Origin of the sequence: Chitinophaga niabensis, from assembly GCF_900129465.1 — a bacterium.
Taxonomy (GTDB): domain Bacteria; phylum Bacteroidota; class Bacteroidia; order Chitinophagales; family Chitinophagaceae; genus Chitinophaga; species Chitinophaga niabensis.
Genome location: NZ_FSRA01000002.1, coordinates 1 through 18952 on the forward strand (window position 1 = coordinate 1; position 18952 = coordinate 18952).

An 18952-nucleotide genomic window follows, 5' to 3' on the forward strand; every position below is an offset into this window, starting at 1 on the left:
TGCATGTATTAGGCCTGCCGCTAGCGTTCATCCTGAGCCAGGATCAAACTCTCCATTGTAAAGAAGTTGTTTGAGCTGACTAATTTCTCTCGAAATCAGACGTTTCAATTATTAATGTTTTCGCTAACATTACCTGTATTTACTTCGTTACCATTGCTGGTAACTTAGTGCTGTTGTTTCCAAACTTTCAAAGACCTTATTCGACCTGGTCAACACTTACTGTTGTCCGTTTGATCTAATTTGCAGATGATAAGGATCCGATCCTCCTGGCCTTGCGCCCTCATCTCTTTATTACTTTTTGAAGAACTTTTTGATCACCCCGTTTCGATGGGAGTGCAAAGGTAGCTGAGTTTTAATTCTCTTCCAAATTTTTCTGCGGAAATATTTTAATCTTTCTTCTGATTAAGTAACTCCGGAAAACCAATACTGTTAAGGCTTTGAAACCCAAGTGAGAGGAAGAAAATCGTGCAAAGAACTATGCGTTTTCCGTCGTTAGCGGGATGCAAAGGTAGATACTTTTTTCCGTTACTTCCAAATGTTTTGAAAAGAAATTTTATCTATTTTTTTGAAGAGGAATGAAACCCTTACTCAGAAAGACTTCCAGCATCAAAGGTCCCCTCCGGGTACATCACCTTCATCAAACACAAACCCTCCGGCGGCACCGCAAAATCTGCCTGCGTGCAATCCTTACTTTCTATCGCAGCCCTGAATTCCTCCAACGTCAACTTACCACGCCCCACCCGCAACATCGTGCCCACCAAGCCTCTTACCATGCCCCGCAGAAAACGGTTCGCACTCACGTTATAGACTATACGCCCTTCCTCCCGCGTCCATTGTGATGTATATATATTGCAGTTATAGGTCTTCACCTGCGTATTCCTCTTAGAGAACGTACTGAAGTCTGTATACTCCTTAAGGATCCCCGCCGCTTCCTGCAACAATCCCATGTCCATACGATACGGATAAAAATATCCGCGATCCCGCAGAAAAGGATCCTTATACGTATATAAAGTATACTCATATGCACGACCCGTGGCCGCAAAACGACTATGCAGATCATCCGGCACCGGGTACACCCCCTTCAATACAATATCCGGTGGCAGTATAGCATTCACCTTATACCGGAACTGCGGATGCAACGCAGTACCGGTATCAAAATGCAGGAAATTCTGCCGTGCATGCACTCCCGCATCCGTTCTGCTGGAACCAGTTGTAATGATCTTTTCCCGCATCAGCAACCCCACCGCACGATCTATCTCAGATTGTACGGTGATCCCGTTATCCTGCACCTGGAAGCCACTGTAACGTGCTCCCATATAAGCTACTTCTAAAAAATACCTGGCCATGATGCGCGAAAGTAAAGAAATTTAAAACGACAAATGGTGAACAACGTCTGTCATTCACCATTTGCCATATATATGATGTACATGGAATTATCGCTTGATCATCGCTTTAAAGCGGCCCTTATAGTAATCCTCCTTCAGCAGATCGCTCAGGGTAGCAAAGTTCTGCGTGTCGTACGTTCTTGCATAAGCTGCATCCAGTAATTGATACCTATTCTCTTCCGTAGCAATTAACTGTGTCAGCGCACGGATCTGTTCTGTGCTCACACAAACGGAACGTGTGCCTTTCCTGAAAGCATCCACCATATCTTCATCGCTCTTCTTGCCATTCATTGTACGCAGCAGCTTGCGGAATGCATCTACTTCCAGGATCTTCTCACAATCCGAGTTCACCATTTTTATCGTTGGCTTCTTTTCCTCAACAGTCACCGGTGCATTGAATTCAGCATTCGCAATGCTATCCTTCACAAATGCAGCCCGCTCTGCCGCTGCTCTTTCTTCCTTACGCTTCTGACGTTTGGCATCCCGTTGATCTTTTGCACTCAACCCTTCTTCCTGGGCAACATTCTCTGTTACTGCTTCCGCTGCTTTCTCCGCAACAGGCGCAGCAGCGGATGAAGTTTTATCAAAGTCTATAAACTCAGGCTCAGTCTGCCCTTTCTTCTTCTTTGGTTTACGCTCTTTCTTCACCGGCGTTGCTTCTGAAGATTCATCTGTTACAACCGCCACCGCAGAATCAACCATTGTTACAGCAGAACCACCCGCCACAATAGAATCACCCCCTGTAGCCGCAACCGCCTCATCAGCCGCTGCTTTCTTCTCATCTTCCATTACACTGCTTAACAAATGCTGTTCTTCTTCCGTCAAAGCTTCCCGCTCTTTACGGTTCTTCCTGCCTTTCGGTTTTTTTGTCGCAACCGGCGCAACATTTTCTACTACAGGAGCAGGATCAGCAGCTACCACAACCGGAACCGGTTTAGGTTTCGGAGCTTCCAGCGGCATATCCTCGGGACGGTCGTCTGTTACCACCCTGTCCAAAGCCTCCGCAAAACTGCCTTTCTTCTTAGGGATAACAGTATCGGCCTTTTTAGCCAGCGCCGCTTCCACATCCGCCTGCACATTATTGATCAGTTCTTTCTGTTCCGCTGTAGACCCTTCGCTGGAAATACGGGTAACCGTTACATTTTCCTGCAAAGGCGCGCCGCCACCGGATTTCAGCGTAGCAAATGTTTGAAGATCATACAACGCGTAATCATTGTCTCCTGTATTCTTCAGCAAAAACCCATAATCCCGCTGCCCCGTCAGCCGCAGCACATAAGATTGCTCAGGTGCTTCGCTTTTCGGAAAACCAATGGTAACAGGTACTTTGCCCTGGGGCAATTTAGGCAGGATCACATATCCTTTCACGGAAGAACTCAGCATTTTCCCCTCCAGCTTTACATAAAAGGGCAGCTGCTTCTCGTGCTGAATGTACACGAAATACGACGCATCCTGCGCTGCCAGGCCAGAACTCACCAGCAGGCAACAGAACAGGTATAATAATTTCAATTTGAATCGATCCATAATGCTTCTTCTAACAAATATTATTCCAGCACAATTAAAACCTCTCCTTTCTCAACGGCTGTGCGCTCCGTTACTTTCACTTCTTTCACCACGGCATCCACTGTTGCTTTGAACACATTCTCCATTTTCATGGCCTCCAGGATCAGCACGGGGTCTCCTTTATGGATAGCCTGGCCAGGACTCACCAACACTTTCAGTACCATCCCCGGCATGGGTGCCTTAATATCATTCACTTTCCGGGAAGAAGCTTCGCTGATGCCCATGGATGCCAGTAAACGGTCCATTGGTTCCTCCAGGGCCACTTCATACAGTGCCTGCGCAACCTGAAAGGTAAGCGTTTTGGTATCCCGGTCTGTTTTCACCACCTGTGCTACAAAACTTTTCCCGTCCATTAAGATGCTGAATCCACCGGAAGGCAGTGCCACCGCGCTCCAGTTTGTTTGCTTCCCGTTACATTCTACACCGCCGGAACCATCTCCGGCCGGGGTTATCTCAAACGGCTGGGTGCCGTTAACTGTTGCTTTGATCATAAATAACCTGTCCTGGTGCTACAAAAATAACAATTTTAACCGCTTGCGTTGTATTTGGGCCATTTGTTTAAATTTGACCCCTGCCCTCATGGGGAGGGCCTATTTTTGTCTTAAACAACAATTCATGCATCTGCAACTCAAGAACACATTCAGCATTTTGCTGGCAGGATTCGCTGTCATAGGGCTTTGCGCCCCTGTGCTGGCTCAATCCGGCGAGCAGTCGAAAGAAGACCCGGCACTACAGATCTACCGCTCATCTCCCACTAAGATCAACAACCTCGTTCACACCAAGCTGGATGTACGTTTTGATTATGCTAAGCGCCAACTCAACGGAAAGGCCTGGATCACCCTCCAGCCGCACTTTTATCCCACGGATAGCCTTACGCTCGATGCAAAAGGCATGGATATCAAACAGGTTTCCCTGGTTCAGACCAGTGGCGCCGCTGTACTGAAATTTCCCAGCGAGGCCATGCTGAAAACTGCCAAGACCAGCCCCCTCAAATATGAATATGATGGCAAAGAACTCCGCCTGAAACTCAATAAAACGTACAAAAGCAGCGAATCTTATACTGTTTTTGTTGAATACACTGCTAAACCGGACGAAGCAGAGGTAAAAGGCAGCGCAGCGATCACTGATGCCAAAGGCCTCTATTTCATCAACCCGGATGGCAAAGATCCTAAAAAGCCCATCCAGATCTGGACGCAGGGCGAAACAGAATCTTCTTCCGTATGGTTCCCTACGATCGACAAAACCAATCAGAAAACCACTTCCGAGATCAGCATGACGGTGGATAAGAAGTACGTTTCCCTCTCCAATGGTAAACTGGTTAGCCAGAAACCCAATGCAGACGGCACCCGTACGGATACCTGGCGGATGGAACTCCCCCACGCTCCCTACCTCTTCATGATGGCCGTAGGTGATTTTGCTGTTATAAAGGACCAATGGCGCGGAAAAGAAGTGAATTACTACGTGGAAAAGGAATACGCCCCTCACGCCAAAGCTATTTTCGGCAACACGCCTGAAATGATGACCTTCTACTCCAAGATCCTCGGATATGATTACCCCTGGGTGAAATACTCACAGATCATTGTACGGGATTATGTTTCAGGCGCAATGGAAAACACCACTGCCACTATCCACGGCGATTTCCTCCAGAAAACAGACCGCGAACTGCTGGACGATGACGATCGCCAGGGGGAAGCCGTGATCGCACATGAACTGTTCCACCACTGGTTTGGCGACCTCGCCACCTGTGAATCCTGGAGCAACCTCACCATGAATGAATCTTTTGCAGATTACAGTGAATACCTCTGGTTTGAGCATAAATTCGGTAAAGATGCAGCCGATGAACATGCCTACAGCGCTATGAACAATTACATGGAATCTGCCGAATACCAGGGAGATCACCACCTCGTACGTTTCCATTATCACGATAAAGAGAACATGTTTGATGCCATCACCTACCAGAAAGGTGGCCGCATCCTGAACATGCTCCGTAATTACGTGGGCGACGAAGCCTTCTTCAAAGCCCTCAATCTCTACCTGAAACAGAATGCCTTCAAATCAACAGAAGCCCACCAGCTCCGTCTTGCCATGGAAGAAGTAACCGGCCAGGATATGAACTGGTTCTTCAACCAATGGTACTTTGGCGAAGGTTATCCCACGCTGGACATCAATTATGATTATAGCCAGTCCGGCACCGCAAAAGTGATCATCTCCCAGAAAGGCGATAAAGTATGGGACCTCCCCATCGCTATTGATGTATACGCAGGTGGCAAAAAAGAACGCCACAACGTGCGCGTAACGGAAAAAGAAAACACTTTCTCTTTCCCCGTTAGCGCTAAGCCTGACTTCATCAACATCGATGCAGATAAAGTGCTGATCGTTAAAAAAACAGACCGTCGTGACCTGGGTACCTATGTGTTCCAATACAAGAACGCACCCAATTACCTCGATCGCAGAGAAGCCATAGAGGCCTGTCTGAAACAGCAAACCAGCAATCCCGCAGCCCGTGCTACGGTAATTGCCGCACTGAAAGACAAATACGAAGGCCTCCGCTCCCTCGCCATCGGTGGCCTGAAATTGGACAACAACGACATAAAAACCGCTGCCCTGCCCATCCTTACAGACCTCGCAAAATCTGATGCACACTCCCAGGTACGCGCAGCTGCTATCAAACAACTGGGCCGCCTGAAAGATGTTCAATACACTTCCCTCTTCGAAGGCGCATTAAAAGATCGCTCTTACCTCGTAGAAGGCACAGCACTCAATGCTTTGGCGGAACTGGACATTAAAAAGGCTTACCAATTGGCTAAGTCCATGGAAAAAGACGCCCGGGGCCTGTTGGGTAGTGGTATTGCCAGTGTTTATGCCAAAAACGGGGATGTAAGCGATGTACCTTTCTTTGCACAGAAACTGGAAGAATCCACCGGCCAGGATAAGATCGGCGCCGCCATCATGTACCTCAATATCCTCGGCAGCGTGGACGATACGCAGATAGTAACCAAAGGCATCGACGAAGTGGTTGCCGTTGTTGAGAATTTCAATAACAGCTGGGTGAACAATTACATTATCAACCTGCTCACGCCCATGGCCAAAAAGAAACAGGAGAAAGCCGCCACCGCTAGCGGAGATGCCAAAGCCGCGCTGAATAAGCAGGCAGCATACATCCAGCAGGCTGCGCAAAAGATCAAAGAGAATACGAAAGAAGAGTAAAACGGGGTAGCCGGCGGCGGCCATACTATCAGCCGCCGTTGTGTCACTCACTTCAACGATTAGTTCGCTATTGAGAGGCAGTTCTGAAGGGACTGCCTCTTTTTTTGCCCCTAAACGTCCCAAACCCATTCATAATCAGTGCCATAGCACTGTATTCTTATATCATTCCTATATCGCTCCTATAGCATTCCTATAGCATTGTAGGCACATAGGTATATCGAAACGATATAGGAATGCTATAAGAGTGCTATAGGAATGCGCCTTCAGCGATATAGGGATATAGGAAGAAGGTACTTTCATTGTACTGAAACAGGGGTATGCTGTGCCGTCCTTTGAAATTCGACCCACTTTTCCCTATCTTGAGAAAACCTTTATAAATTCCACCTCTGCAGCCCATGATATCACCCTTAATTCTCGTCACAGCAGCTATCCTCATCCTGATCGTACTCATTGTATGGGTAAAACTGGATACCTTCATTTCCTTCCTGGTGGTCAGCATCCTGCTTGCTTTAGCCTGTAAGATGACAGGTCCGGCAATAGGCAAATCCATAGCCGGCGGAATTGGCTCCACTCTTGGTTCCCTTGTAACCATCCTGGGTTTCGGCGCCATGTTGGGAAAATTGGTAGCGGACAGTGGCGCAGCCCAACAGATCACCTCTTCCATGGTAAAGATCTTCGGCATTAAACATATCCAATGGGGAATGGCCCTTGCCGGATTGCTGGTAGGTATCCCCATGTTCTATACTGCGGGTTTCGTAGTAGTAGTACCCCTTATTTTCGCAACGGGTATCTCTACCCGTTTACCCATGTTGTACCTGGGTATTCCCATGATCTCTGCACTGTCTACCGCTCATGGCTTTCTTCCCCCACATCCGTCTCCTGTAGCTATCAGCCAGCAATTAGGAGCAGACATGGGAAAAACTTTATTATACGGCCTCATCATTGCCATCCCTACCATTACACTGGCCGGGCCATTATTCGGCAGAACACTGAAAAAAATGCAGGTCACCCCGGAACAGGGCCTGCTGAACATCTCCTTCAAACCAGATGCAGAACTACCCGGCCTGGGCATCAGCCTGGCTACCGCCCTGCTCCCATTGATCCTGCTAACCATCACTACTTTACTGGACCCGGTTTTACAAGCCGGTACTTTCATGCATCTGCTGGTTGGTGTAATTGGCGACCCCAATATTGCCATGCTGCTTTCTGTACTGGTGGCCATCTACTTTTTAGGCATCCGCCGCCGGCAATCCATGAAAACCCTCATGAAATCTATCGAAACAGCTTTCAAAGACGTAGCACCTATCATGCTGATCATTGCAGGGGCCGGTGTTTTCATGCAGGTGATCAAAGATGGCGGCATCAATGTTTACATCGGTGAAGCCCTCAAAGGCCTTCCCGTTTCACCATTGGTATTGGGCTGGATCATCGCAGCTGTTATCAGGGTATGCGTAGGATCTGCTACTGTAGCAGGTTTAACCACGGTAGGAATTTTATTGCCCTTAATTAAAGACCAGGCTGTACATCCTGAACTGATGGTATTATCCATCGGAGCCGGCAGCCTCATGTTCTCTCATGTGAATGATGGCGGCTTCTGGCTGTTCAAAGAATATTTCAACCTCACACTGAAACAAACTTTTGCAACATGGTCCGTAATGGAAACCATTGTTTCTGTATGTGGATTGATCGGAGTGTTGGTATTACATCAATTTATTGGATAACTTTAAGGCAAAATTAAGAGATGACCAAAGAAGGGATATCATCCTGGCATCAGATAAAAGATACCGCCACCATCGCCTCCCCGGCCCTGCTGGTTTACAAGGAAAAAGTCGCAGAGAATATCAATAAGATGATTGAGATGGCCGGAGGCACAGCCAGGTTGATGCCTCACGTCAAAACCCATAAAATGGGACCGGTTATCACCATGCAACTGGCAAAGGGCATCACCCGTTTTAAATGTGCCACCTTTGCAGAAGCTAATATGTTAGCAGAAGCCGGCGCCAAAGACATTGTGGTGGCCTACCAGCTAAACTCTCCCACAGCTGAGAGCTTCGTAAAACTGGCCCGTAAATATCCGGATACCCGCTTCGCCTCTTTGGTAGATAATCTTACATCTGCTCAATTATTAAACGATCTCTTCCAGCCGCAAACGGCAGAAGTATACATAGACATCGACAATGGTATGCATCGCACAGGAATTGCACCTGAAGCGGCTTTCGCGCTTTATGAGCAATTACGGCAACTGCCCAATATTCTTTGCCGGGGCCTGCATGCATATGATGGTCACCTGCGGGAATCCGATCTTGGCATCCGCACGGAACAATGTAATGCAGCGTTCCTGCCAGTAGCCGCTTTAGCGGAAAAGATGGATAAGCCGGAGATCATTGCCGGTGGTACGCCTACTTTTCCCATTCATGCCAAACGCAAAGAGGTGATCTGCAGCCCGGGCACCTGTATCTTATGGGACGAAGGTTATGGCAGCTCCTTACCTGAGCAGGATTTCATTCCTGCAGCATTACTGCTCGCACGAGTGATCTCCAAACCACGGGAAGGCCATCTTACTTTGGACCTGGGGCACAAAGCCGTATCCGCAGAAAATCCCATTACCAAAAGGGTTTTCTTTAAAGACTTGCCGGAATACGAAGTGATCTCTCAAAGTGAAGAACACCTGGTACTGAAAACACCGCTGGCTGCACAGTTTAAAGTAGGTGATATCTTATACGGCACACCGTGGCATGTTTGCCCTACAGTGGCATTGTATAACGAAGCACAGATCATTGAAAACGGCGCCCATACAGATACCTGGACTATCGCCCGCGGCCGCCGCTTACTGAACTAAAATAATCCTTTCTAATAAATCACCTATGCAACCTTTAATCTTCGACGCGCACCTGGATCTTAGCATGAATGCACTGGAGTGGAACCGCGACCTGACTAAATCCCTGCAAGCCATACGCGATCGGGAAAAAAATATGAATGATAAACCAGACCGCGGAAATGGCACCGTGTCTTTACCTGAAATGCGCAAAGGTCGTGTAGGCATCTGCGTGGCTACGCAGATCGCAAGATATGTAGGGCTGGATAATCCTTTGCCGGGCTGGCATTCACAGGAACAGGCATGGGCACAGACCCAGGGCCAGCTGGCATGGTACCAGGCCATGGAGGCAAGAGGTGAAATGAAACAGATCACCAATGCCGCACAATTAACAGAACATCTCAAACTCTGGGAAAACGCCACTGACACAAGCTCCCTCCCGGTTGGTTTTATATTGAGCCTGGAAGGCGCTGATTCTTTCTTTGAACTGGCCTGTGTTGAAAAAGCCTACGCATCTGGTTTACGTGCTATCGGCCCTGCTCACTATGGCCCGGGTGTTTATGCATACGGCACAGATTCGAATGGTGGCTTAGGTACCAAAGGACGTGCATTACTCACAGAAATGGAACGCTTAGGCATTATCCTCGATGCTACACATCTTTGCGATGAAAGTTTCTATGAAGCCATGGATCATTTCTCCGGTCCTGTATGGGCCAGTCATCATAACAGCAGAGCGCTGGTGCCTCATAACCGCCAGTTCTCAGATGAACAATTCTCCATCCTGATTGAGCGTGGTGCTGTAATAGGTACTGCTTTTGATGCATGGATGCTGATCCCTGGCTGGGAACGTGGTGTAAGTACGCCTGCCGGAACAGGTGTTTCTCTTCAACATGTAGCAGATCATATTGATCGCATTTGCCAGATTGCAGGTAACAGCAAACATGCTGCCATCGGTTCTGACCTGGATGGTGCATTTGGAACAGAACAATCTCCTCACGACCTGGAAAGCATCGCCGGCCTGCAAAAACTGCCTGCTATCTTAAAAGCGCGCGGATATAAGGAAGAAGATATCAACAACATCCTGCACAAAAACTGGATCAGGTTTTTATTGGAGACCTGGGGTTAAGAGCGTAGCGCATCAAAAGAAAAGTGACTAACACAGGCCTGCTCACTGAAAACCTTCGGTTAAACCAGGCCTGCCAGAAGCAGCGCTATATAGCCACTGAAACATCCTGCAGTAAAAGAAAGGCGGGCACCAGAAAACACCGGCCTGCTTACTCGGCTAAACCAGGCCTGCCAGAAGCAGGGCTATACAGCCACTGCAACATCCTGCTAAACAAAAAGCGGGCTACAAGAGCCCGCTTCTGCCCGCCACGACATCGGAATGGCGGTTGGCGGATGTTGCATGTTCACTGCTTCCTGGTCTAGTAGACCAATTCTATCTGCCCACGGATCTCTCCGCCACCGTTAGCTGCGGTATGGATATTCACATACCATTTACCAGCTAACAGATCCTCCTGCGTTTGGGTAGTTCCGTTGATGACAAAACTCGTGGTAAAACTTCCTGCCGGGGTGGGCGTAAATAACGTAGCGAAATTTTGTATCACCCCTATATTAGTACCTCTTGCGGCAGGCCCGTGAATATGCATGAGCGTTGCATTACCACTCAGGTTTTGCCAGCGCACGGTGATGGTGAACTGCTTAGTGTCAGGATTATATGTGGCATCAAAACTTCCGGAACCGGTTGTAGTGACAGCGGGGTTCTCCTGTGCTCCGGACATGGGGGCATTTGTAACAGTGTATAGGTTATCATCCTTATCTTTTTTACAGGCGATCGCCAGCAGACAGAATAAGCCCATGGTGATAAACACCAAAGAATGTATGTTTTTCATAAGCGCTCGTTTTCAACTTAGTACGAGCCATTGCAGCAATTAGTTGCCTGAGGAGCGGATAACCCTTCCTTCTTCCTCATCCCACCGCCAGGGTGTATGATCTAAGGGAATTCCCCCGATCCAGATGTTCTGCTGGGAGGCAAAAGACAGGTAGTTTTCTTCATTATGGAGCACTTCTTCCCCTAAACCGGTAAGGCTCAGCATTTCATCTTCTCTTTTCACCACACCCGCTCTTTGAAGGCGCTGGGTGTAAATATCCAGTTGAAAATCCCCAAAGCCATAGATCTTCAGTTCATCCCAGAATTGATAGTAGAGGTCACGCTCCCGGAGTTTTCCCAGGGCCAGCCTGTCCAGGAAGAAATGTTCAACGGCATTAAGACCATTGGAGGAGCCGGGCAATCTTTGCAGATGGGCCTGCAGGGCATTGCTAAGATAAGGTAAGTGTGTACTGGAACGGCGGCTGAGCTGTTCTAACGCCAATGGGTCTTCCTGGCTGTAAGCCTCCCAGGCAGCATTGGCCAGTTGCCAGTCTTCTTCCTGTACATACACTCTTTTTTCAAATAAGGGAGGCAGGTGTTTGGATTTAAGCATCCCTATGCCACGGAAATTGGGTACTTCCGGGTGTTTATCTAATTGTACGATACTGATAGGAGGAAGGGGAGCTTTGAGTTGCTGCAGGTAATACAGCACAAATAATAAGTTCACCTGGCAAAAGAGGTCAAATTCAAACCAGAGAACAATCTCTTCGTAGGCAGCGGCATTATTCAGCAGCTGGTATTCATGATCAACGTCTGAAAGATAGGCTTTCTGATCAATCCCATATTCCTGCTGCAGGAATGCAGCCCTTTCTTCAAAAAAGCGGGACATATTATGAGTTGCCGGGGCTTTGCCTTCACAAAGCATTTCCCGCCAAACCATCACATCACCGGCAATGCCGGCATTCTCAAAGATCGTACGGGTCGCATCCCCATTCAATACATGCAATATCATAATGATCGAATTATCAATTATACAAGAATGATGATGATCCTCTCCCGATAATTGATAATTCGAAAAGGATCTTTTTACCAACTGCCGCTTGCACCACCGCCACCACCGGAACCGCCGCCGAAGCCACCAAAGCCGCCGCCGCCACCTCCGCCGGACCAGCCTCCGCCGCCGCCGCCAAATCCACCACCGCCACCAAGGCTGCTACCGATCATACCTCCAAGGATGCCCCCAAAGATACTGTCGCCTCTGCGGCTCATTACACGTCCACCACCTCTTCCGCCTCCGCCACCACGGCCAATAATAAAGACCAGGATCAAAATAAAGATAATGACGCCGATCACATTACCGCCACTGGGGCCACGTTTAGAGCGTGGAACACCTTTGTATTCTCCGGCTGCTGCTGCAATAATATCATCTACCGCTTCGTCCAGGCCCTGGTAATAATGTTCTGCCCGGAAGTTTGGTTTAATAACTTTGTCAATAATGCCAAAGGCTACTGCATCGGGTACAGCACCTTCCATCCCATAACCGGTTTCAATCCTTACACGCCTGTCGTTGATGGCAGCAAAGATCAATACCCCGTTATTCTTTTTTGATCCGATCCCCCAGTCCCGTAAGATCTTGAGGGTTACTTCCGCAATATCATAATCACCTACTGATTTAACCAGTACGATGGCAATCTCTGTGGAGGTACTGTCGTTGTACGCCACCAGCTTCCTTTCCAGCTCATCCACTTCAGATTTAACGAGTACGCCTGCGTAATCGTTAACCAGCCGGGGCGGATTAGGTTTAGGAGGGATGCTGATATTTTGTGCAAATACACTTGTACCAACCAGGATCAGTCCCCATAATAATAACCAGCGAGTAAACTTCATTGTTTGTTGCTTATGAATCATTGCTACTTATTTCCCGAAAATGATATCATCCGGCAGTTCGTTCTGATCGCCGGATTCATAAGGGAAATAATGATACAGGGATTCTCCGATCTCCTTCACACACACTTCTATGCCTTCCACGATCTTGTTAGAGGAAAAATGTCTTTTTAAAAGGAGGGCTTCCTGTTGCCAGAAATCCGGTCCTACCTTTTCATGTATACCCTGGTCTCCCAGGATAGCGAACTGATGGTCCAGCATGGCTATATAAAGGAGTACCCCATTACGTTGTTTGGTTTTATCCATTCCCAGGGACACGAATGCTTCCCGGGCACGGTCCATAGGATCAACATATTCGCAGCGGCTTTCCACAAATAACCGAATCTCTCCGGAAGTCAGCCTTTCCGCGTGACGGATGGCATTCACCACCCTGTTTTTTTCCTCTTCCGAGAAAAGCTCCTTCTTTTTAAAAGAAAATAGTTTCATATCAAAGGAAATAGTCAAATAAGGGTTATCCGTCCCGAAACACCTGATTCCGTGATGAATAACCCTTTAAATTATCTAGAACTGCACTTTAGGTGCTTTTTCAGCACCCTTATCTGCCTGGAAGTAGCCTTTTGCCTTAAATCCACCCAGGCCGGCAATAATATTATTCGGGAAAGTACGTACACTGCTGTTAAACTCGTTTACGGCGCCGTTAAAATCGTTCCGGGCAACCGAGATCCGGTTCTCCGTTCCTTCTATTTGCGCCATCAGCGTCTGGAACTGCTCTGTGGTACGCAATTCAGGATATTTTTCAACGGTAACGAGTAAACGACTGAGCGCTCCGGTCAATTCACCTTGCGCTGCCTGGAATTGTTGTACTTTTTCGGGGGTCAGGTCATTGGCATTGATCTGAACGGAGGAAGCTTTTGAGCGGGCTTCAATTACTTTGGTGAGTGTTTCCTGTTCAAATTTGGCAGATCCCTTTACCGTGTTCACGAGGTTGTCAATTAAGTCAGCCCTGCGCTGGTATTGCGTTTCCACATTTCCCCAAGCCTTTTGCACCGTTTCATCCTTTGCTACTAATCCATTGTACTTGCTGCAACCAAAAAAGCCCAGTAGTACCAGGACGATGACAACAATGATTCCTGTTTTCATATTCTATCTTTTTTAAATAATAATGTTAGGTTACGGGTGTAGTCAAACCTACATGAAATAACGGAAAGCGCAAAACATGGTTCAATTAGTTTAGCGGTAAACCGGAAAGTCCTGCCGTTTACGAATTAAGTAGCGGCGGTGAACCAAAAAGTAAAAGGTGAATAACAAAAAATATCTATGTTTGAAATCGAATTCCGGGTATGAGTGCATCAATTATACCGGCAATTGGGAATGCAAGCTTGTGTTTTTTGATTTATAGTTACGGCGGTTTCTGTCGTTGCTAACTCACTTATTTTTATTAACTTACATTTAGTCTACTGCGTTATAATGAGTGCACAACACATTCACATCCTCTATATCGATGATGAAATACATAACCTGAATGCATTTAAGGCATCATTCAGGAGGATTTACACCGTTCAAACGGCAGAATCCGCTGACGATGCTTACAAACTGCTGGAAGATCATGAATTTCACATCATCATATCGGATCAGCGTATGCCGAGGATGACAGGTATTGAGTTCTTCGAATCGATACTTGCTAAATACCCGGAGCCTATCCGCATTCTCCTTACAGGATATGCAGATATCAATGCAGTGATAGATGCCATCAACAAAGGCCAGGTTTATAAATATTTCTCTAAACCCTGGAACGACGAGGAGTTACGGCATAATATAGAAAAGGCATACGAAGTATATGCCCTGCGGAAAGAGAACCGGGAGCTGACAGAAAAGCTGCTGGACGTGAACGAAAAGCTGGAATTCCTGCTCAGGCAGAAATTGATCTCATAAAATCATTTTTCATAGGTGAAGAGGTTGTATCCGTAAAAGGATGCAGCCTCTTTTTTTGTTTATAGATGGTATCCATAAAAATGCAGCGCCCTCTGTGGGCTTTTTTTGCTGAACTCACCCGTTACCTTTAAATTGCGTCCATTGTGAACGTTTAATTGCTCAATCATGCAAGTTTGGAAAGATTACCAGGCACAGAACAAAGACCGTTTCCTGAACGAGTTACTGGACCTGTTGCGAATCCCCTCTGTTAGTGCGGATTCCCGACACAATGAGGATACGAAGCGCTGCGCCGAGGCGGTGAAACAAAGATTAACAGACGCAGGGGCAGACAAAGTGGAAGTTTGCCCGACAGCAGGCCATCCCATTGTATACGGAGAAAAGATCATCGACCCTTCCCTCCCTACTGTATTGGTATATGGCCACTATGATGTGCAACCTCCTGATCCCCTTGACCTCTGGACCAGCCCTCCCTTTGAGCCTGTGATCAAGGACGGAAAGATCTATGCACGTGGTTCTGCCGATGATAAAGGCCAGTTCTACATGCACGTGAAGGCTTTTGAAACCATGAACAAAACCAACACCCTCCCCTGCAATATCAAATTCATGATAGAAGGAGAGGAAGAAGTGGGTTCCAATAACCTGGGCGTTTTCCTGGAAAACAATAAAGAACGCCTGAAAGCAGACGTGGTACTGATCTCGGACACCTCCATGATCAGTATGGACAATCCTTCCATAGACACCGGTCTCCGTGGCCTGGCCTATATGGAAGTTGCTGTAACCGGTGCCAACCGCGACCTGCACAGTGGCGTGTATGGCGGAGCAGTTGCCAATCCGGCCACCATACTCGCCAAAATGATCGCTTCCCTGCATGATGAAAATAACCACATCACCATTCCAGGCTTCTATAATGGCGTACAGGAATTGAGCGTGGCAGAAAGGGAAAGCCTGAACAAAGCCCCCTTCGATGAGGCCGAATACAAAAAAGACCTCGGCGTAGATGAACTTTGGGGCGAAAAAGGATACACCACGATCGAAAGGACCGGCATCCGCCCAACTTTAGAAGTGAATGGTATCTGGGGAGGTTATACCGGCGAAGGTGCCAAAACCGTATTACCCGGAAAAGCATTTGCCAAGATCTCCATGCGCCTGGTACCAGGCCAGGATTGGGTAGCTATCTCAGATCTTTTCAAAGCACATTTCGAAAAGATCGCGCCTAAATCTGTAAAAGTATCTGTAACGGCTCACCATGGTGGTTCTCCTTATGTTACGCCAACAGACAATATCGCCTTCAAAGCAGCCAGCAAAGCCATTGCCACTACTTTCGGAAAAGATCCTATCCCTGTACGGGGAGGCGGAAGTATTCCTATCGTGGCATTGTTTGAGAAAACACTGGGGTTAAAGACAGTGCTGATGGGCTTTGGCTTAGACAGTGATAACTTACACTCGCCGAATGAGAAGTACGGACTGGAGAATTTCTACAAGGGAATTGAAACCATCCCTTACTTCCACCAGTATTTTGCTGAGATGAGTAAAAAATAAAAAAAGCCGCAGTACTTACTGCGGCTTTTTTATGCTTTATTTCTTGATAGCCGCAATACCTGGCAATTCTTTTCCTTCAAAGTATTCCAGCATAGCGCCACCGCCGGTGGACACATAGCTAACTTTCTCTGCTAAACCGAATTTATTCACTGCCGCTACAGAATCTCCGCCACCAACAAGGGAGAAAGCACCATTTTCAGTGGCCTTCACAATGGCGTCTGCGATGGCTTTTGTACCACCCTGGAATGCTTCCATTTCAAAAACGCCCATTGGCCCGTTCCATAAAATGGTTTTAGAAGCAGCGATCACTTCACTGAACTTAGCGATGGATTTCGCCCCGATATCCAATCCCATCCAGCCGGCAGGGATATTATCATTAGAAACCAGTTGTGTATTGGCATCTGCTGCAAACTTATCAGCTGCAATAGAATCTTCAGGGATCAGCAATTGCACACCCAGGGATTTTGCTTTGGCCAGGAGTTCATTCGCGAGGTCCAGCTTGTCATTTTCCACGAGGGAGTTCCCGATCTCTTTGCCTTGTGCTTTCAGGAAGGTGTAAGCCATCCCGCCACCAATGATGATATTGTTGGCTTTGTTCATAAGGTTTTCGATGATGAGGATCTTGTCGCTCACCTTTGCTCCCCCGAGAATAGCCGTGAAAGGCTTTTCAGCACTGTGTAATACTTTTTCTGCGCTAATGGTTTCAGCTTCCATGAGCAATCCGAACATCTTCTTGTCCGCCGGGTAAAAATCAGCGATAATGGCTGTGGAAGCGTGAGCGCGGTGAGCGGTACCGAAAGCATCGTTCACATATACATCGCCCAATTTGGAGAGCTTCTCTGCAAAAGCACGATCGCCTTTTTCTTCTTCTTTATAGAAACGGAGGTTTTCCAGCAGCAGCACCTCTCCCATTTGCAGGTTGAGCGCAGCTTTTTCAGCAGTTTCGCCGATGCAGTCTTCCGCAAATTTCACGGTAGTACCGTCCAGCAGGCTGATCAGGTGAAAAACCAGGTGTTTAAGCGAGTATTTATTGGTAGGTCCGTCTTTCGGGCGGCCGAGATGGCTCATGAGGATCACAGCGCCGCCGTCTTTCAGTATCTTTTTGATAGTAGGTACTGCTGCGGTCATGCGGGTATCGTCCGTGATCTCGAATTGATCGTTCAGCGGCACGTTGAAATCTACGCGGATCAAGGCTTTCTGGCCCTTGAAATTATGATCAGAGAACTTACTCATGAAGGGAGGATTTTAGGAAAGGTAAGAAAAAAACCCTCCGTGTACCGCTGGGACAGCGTTTCGCGGAGGGTTGGTAAAATTATATAATGCGAATCGCTTATTTGCTGATCAGACCGGCAAAATGCTTCACAGTACGTACAAGCTGAGACACATAGCTCATTTCGTTATCGTACCAGGAAACGGTTTTCACGAGTTGGATATCGCCCTGGGTGAGTACCCTTGTTTGGGTAGCGTCGAACAGGGAGCCATAGTTGATACCGATGATGTCTGTGCTCACGATCTCGTCTTCAGTGTAGCCGTAAGATTCGTTCGCAGCAGCCTTCATGGCGGCATTGATCTCTTCAACAGTTACCTTTTTGCTGAGGATGGTAGTGAGTTCAGTTAAGGAACCGGTGATGGTTGGAACACGTTGTGCGCTACCGTCCAGCTTACCTTTCAGTTCCGGGAGCACCAGGCCGATAGCCTTAGCAGCACCAGTACTGTTAGGAACGATGTTCGCTGCAGCAGCGCGGGCGCGGCGCAGGTCACCTTTTGGATGTGGGGCATCCAGGGTGTTCTGATCGTTCGTGTAAGCGTGGATAGTGGTCATCAGACCAGTTACGATACCGTATTTATCATTCAGCACCTTAGCCATCGGAGCGAGGCAGTTGGTAGTGCAGGATGCGCAGGAGATAACCGTTTCGCTACCGTCCAGGATATCATGATTCACGTTGAAAACCACTGTTTTCAGGTCGCCGGTGGCGGGAGCAGAGATCACAACGCGTTTAGCACCAGCTTTGATGTGGGCTTCAGCTTTATCTTTATCTGCAAAGAAACCGGTGCATTCGATCACCACATCAATACCATGGTCTTTCCAGGGAATTTGACTAGGATCCTTCTGCGCGTATATTTTAACCTCTTCTCCGTTTACAGAGATAGAGTTATCGCTATGCTTCACTTCCTGTCCAAATCTACCTTGTGCAGAGTCGTATTTCAGCAAATGCGCTAAAACAGCGGGGCTGGTAAGGTCATTGATAGCCACCACGTCGATTCCTGGCATATTGTAAATTTGGCGGTAAACCAAGCGGCCGATCCGACCGAAACCATTAATACCAATTTTGAGAGAAGTTCCCATTTTACACTGTAGTTTGTAGATGAAAAAATTGAATTGCGAAATTACAGTCTTGGCGGGGATTAATCAATAGATATTTGGGTTAAGTAAATTTATTTTGGAAAATAGACAGGAGATTATACCTTTGCAATCCCAAAACAAGGGTACGCCGCGTTGGTCAAGCGGTTAAGACGCCTCCCTTTCACGGAGGAATGACGGGTTCGATTCCCGTACGCGGTACTAAGGGAAACAAAAGAGTTGTCATTTCTGACAACTCTTTTGTTTTTTACTAACTATACATCAAGCCTAATAAATATCCCAACTAATCAATCGGAAAACCTATATAAATAACTTTTCTACTTAACAATTGATTTTCAACAAAATAACATGCCGCAAAGTCTCGTACGGTATGTTTAACAAAATGTATCTTTTTGAAG

General features: G+C 47.4%; 16 protein-coding genes and 1 tRNA gene. 7 read left to right on the plus strand and 10 right to left on the minus strand.

Annotated elements, in window-relative coordinates; all coding sequences use genetic code 11:
• Positions 1-584: 584 nt before the first annotated feature.
• The 3 genes from truA to BUR42_RS16975 all read right to left on the minus strand — a co-directional run bounded on the left by truA (position 585) and on the right by BUR42_RS16975 (position 3436).
• The gene (gene truA / locus BUR42_RS16965) at positions 585-1346 is read right to left on the minus strand and encodes a tRNA pseudouridine(38-40) synthase TruA (protein WP_074240646.1); all 762 of its coding nucleotides are present in this window, start codon (positions 1344-1346) and stop codon (positions 585-587) included.
• Positions 1347-1433: 87 nt separating this feature from the next.
• The gene (locus BUR42_RS16970) at positions 1434-2906 is read right to left on the minus strand and encodes a proline and serine-rich protein 1 family protein (RefSeq protein ID WP_074240647.1); all 1473 of its coding nucleotides are present in this window, start codon (positions 2904-2906) and stop codon (positions 1434-1436) included.
• Positions 2907-2926: 20 nt separating this feature from the next.
• A complete protein-coding gene (locus BUR42_RS16975) occupies positions 2927-3436 on the minus strand; it encodes a biotin/lipoyl-containing protein (protein ID WP_074240648.1) in 510 nt (169 codons plus the stop codon).
• Positions 3437-3560: 124 nt separating this feature from the next.
• On the opposite strand from BUR42_RS16975, the gene BUR42_RS16980 reads away from it, so the two are divergent.
• From BUR42_RS16980 to BUR42_RS16995, 4 genes are all read left to right on the plus strand, one after another.
• Positions 3561-6152 (plus strand): M1 family metallopeptidase, encoded by a 2592-nt coding sequence (locus BUR42_RS16980; RefSeq protein ID WP_074240649.1) that lies wholly within the window; start codon positions 3561-3563, stop codon positions 6150-6152.
• 395 nt (positions 6153-6547) lie between these two features.
• Positions 6548-7873: a gluconate:H+ symporter gene (locus BUR42_RS16985; RefSeq protein ID WP_074240650.1), complete on the plus strand. Its 1326-nt coding sequence runs from the start codon at positions 6548-6550 to the stop codon at positions 7871-7873.
• Positions 7874-7893: 20 nt separating this feature from the next.
• Complete coding sequence (locus BUR42_RS16990) at positions 7894-8991, plus strand: D-TA family PLP-dependent enzyme (RefSeq protein ID WP_074240651.1); 1098 nt, start codon at positions 7894-7896, stop codon at positions 8989-8991.
• A 25-nt stretch (positions 8992-9016) separates the two neighbouring features.
• The gene (locus BUR42_RS16995; protein ID WP_074240652.1) at positions 9017-10093 is read left to right on the plus strand and encodes a dipeptidase; all 1077 of its coding nucleotides are present in this window, start codon (positions 9017-9019) and stop codon (positions 10091-10093) included.
• A 298-nt stretch (positions 10094-10391) separates the two neighbouring features.
• Here BUR42_RS16995 and BUR42_RS17000 read toward each other — a convergent pair whose 3' ends face one another.
• The 5 genes from BUR42_RS17000 to BUR42_RS17020 all read right to left on the minus strand — a co-directional run bounded on the left by BUR42_RS17000 (position 10392) and on the right by BUR42_RS17020 (position 13861).
• Complete coding sequence (locus BUR42_RS17000) at positions 10392-10859, minus strand: CHRD domain-containing protein (RefSeq protein ID WP_074240653.1); 468 nt, start codon at positions 10857-10859, stop codon at positions 10392-10394.
• A gap of 39 nt (positions 10860-10898) precedes the next feature.
• A complete protein-coding gene (locus BUR42_RS17005) occupies positions 10899-11849 on the minus strand; it encodes a DUF1835 domain-containing protein (protein ID WP_074240654.1) in 951 nt (316 codons plus the stop codon).
• Between the two features lie 74 nt (positions 11850-11923).
• Positions 11924-12724, minus strand: coding sequence for a TPM domain-containing protein (locus BUR42_RS30090; RefSeq protein WP_074243052.1), 801 nt, complete (start codon positions 12722-12724; stop codon positions 11924-11926).
• Between the two features lie 27 nt (positions 12725-12751).
• The gene (locus BUR42_RS17015) at positions 12752-13207 is read right to left on the minus strand and encodes a TPM domain-containing protein (RefSeq protein WP_074240655.1); all 456 of its coding nucleotides are present in this window, start codon (positions 13205-13207) and stop codon (positions 12752-12754) included.
• 75 nt (positions 13208-13282) lie between these two features.
• The gene (locus BUR42_RS17020; RefSeq protein WP_074240656.1) at positions 13283-13861 is read right to left on the minus strand and encodes a LemA family protein; all 579 of its coding nucleotides are present in this window, start codon (positions 13859-13861) and stop codon (positions 13283-13285) included.
• Between the two features lie 327 nt (positions 13862-14188).
• On the opposite strand from BUR42_RS17020, the gene BUR42_RS17025 reads away from it, so the two are divergent.
• Together BUR42_RS17025 and BUR42_RS17030 are read left to right on the plus strand one after the other, a co-directional pair.
• Positions 14189-14653: a response regulator gene (locus BUR42_RS17025; protein ID WP_074240657.1), complete on the plus strand. Its 465-nt coding sequence runs from the start codon at positions 14189-14191 to the stop codon at positions 14651-14653.
• A 165-nt stretch (positions 14654-14818) separates the two neighbouring features.
• Positions 14819-16192, plus strand: a complete 1374-nt coding sequence (locus BUR42_RS17030; protein ID WP_074240658.1) for a dipeptidase — start codon at positions 14819-14821, stop codon at positions 16190-16192.
• Positions 16193-16228: 36 nt separating this feature from the next.
• Here the strand turns inward: BUR42_RS17030 and BUR42_RS17035 are convergent, their stop codons facing one another.
• On the minus strand, positions 16229-17425 hold the full coding sequence (locus tag BUR42_RS17035; protein WP_074240659.1) for a phosphoglycerate kinase: 1197 nt from the start codon (positions 17423-17425) through the stop codon (positions 16229-16231).
• Positions 17426-17522: 97 nt separating this feature from the next.
• Positions 17523-18539, minus strand: a complete 1017-nt coding sequence (gene gap, locus BUR42_RS17040) for a type I glyceraldehyde-3-phosphate dehydrogenase (RefSeq protein ID WP_074240660.1) — start codon at positions 18537-18539, stop codon at positions 17523-17525.
• 144 nt (positions 18540-18683) lie between these two features.
• On the opposite strand from gap, the gene BUR42_RS17045 reads away from it, so the two are divergent.
• Positions 18684-18755: transfer RNA gene (locus tag BUR42_RS17045), tRNA-Glu, on the plus strand.
• The last annotated feature ends 197 nt before the right edge of the window (positions 18756-18952 follow it).

Excerpts from the sequence above, each read along its gene's own strand:
- truA (WP_074240646.1), bottom strand. The coding sequence starts at position 1,346 with ATGGCCAGGTATTTTTTAGAAGTAGCTTATATGGGAGCACGTTACAGT.
- BUR42_RS16970 (WP_074240647.1), bottom strand. The coding sequence starts at position 2,906 with ATGGATCGATTCAAATTGAAATTATTATACCTGTTCTGTTGCCTGCTG.
- BUR42_RS16975 (WP_074240648.1), bottom strand. The coding sequence starts at position 3,436 with ATGATCAAAGCAACAGTTAACGGCACCCAGCCGTTTGAGATAACCCCG.
- BUR42_RS16980 (WP_074240649.1), top strand. The coding sequence starts at position 3,561 with ATGCATCTGCAACTCAAGAACACATTCAGCATTTTGCTGGCAGGATTC.
- BUR42_RS16985 (WP_074240650.1), top strand. The coding sequence starts at position 6,548 with ATGATATCACCCTTAATTCTCGTCACAGCAGCTATCCTCATCCTGATC.
- BUR42_RS16990 (WP_074240651.1), top strand. The coding sequence starts at position 7,894 with ATGACCAAAGAAGGGATATCATCCTGGCATCAGATAAAAGATACCGCC.
- BUR42_RS16995 (WP_074240652.1), top strand. The coding sequence starts at position 9,017 with ATGCAACCTTTAATCTTCGACGCGCACCTGGATCTTAGCATGAATGCA.
- BUR42_RS17000 (WP_074240653.1), bottom strand. The coding sequence starts at position 10,859 with ATGAAAAACATACATTCTTTGGTGTTTATCACCATGGGCTTATTCTGT.
- BUR42_RS17005 (WP_074240654.1), bottom strand. The coding sequence starts at position 11,849 with ATGATATTGCATGTATTGAATGGGGATGCGACCCGTACGATCTTTGAG.
- BUR42_RS30090 (WP_074243052.1), bottom strand. The coding sequence starts at position 12,724 with ATGAAGTTTACTCGCTGGTTATTATTATGGGGACTGATCCTGGTTGGT.
- BUR42_RS17015 (WP_074240655.1), bottom strand. The coding sequence starts at position 13,207 with ATGAAACTATTTTCTTTTAAAAAGAAGGAGCTTTTCTCGGAAGAGGAA.
- BUR42_RS17020 (WP_074240656.1), bottom strand. The coding sequence starts at position 13,861 with ATGAAAACAGGAATCATTGTTGTCATCGTCCTGGTACTACTGGGCTTT.
- BUR42_RS17025 (WP_074240657.1), top strand. The coding sequence starts at position 14,189 with ATGAGTGCACAACACATTCACATCCTCTATATCGATGATGAAATACAT.
- BUR42_RS17030 (WP_074240658.1), top strand. The coding sequence starts at position 14,819 with ATGCAAGTTTGGAAAGATTACCAGGCACAGAACAAAGACCGTTTCCTG.
- BUR42_RS17035 (WP_074240659.1), bottom strand. The coding sequence starts at position 17,425 with ATGAGTAAGTTCTCTGATCATAATTTCAAGGGCCAGAAAGCCTTGATC.
- gap (WP_074240660.1), bottom strand. The coding sequence starts at position 18,539 with ATGGGAACTTCTCTCAAAATTGGTATTAATGGTTTCGGTCGGATCGGC.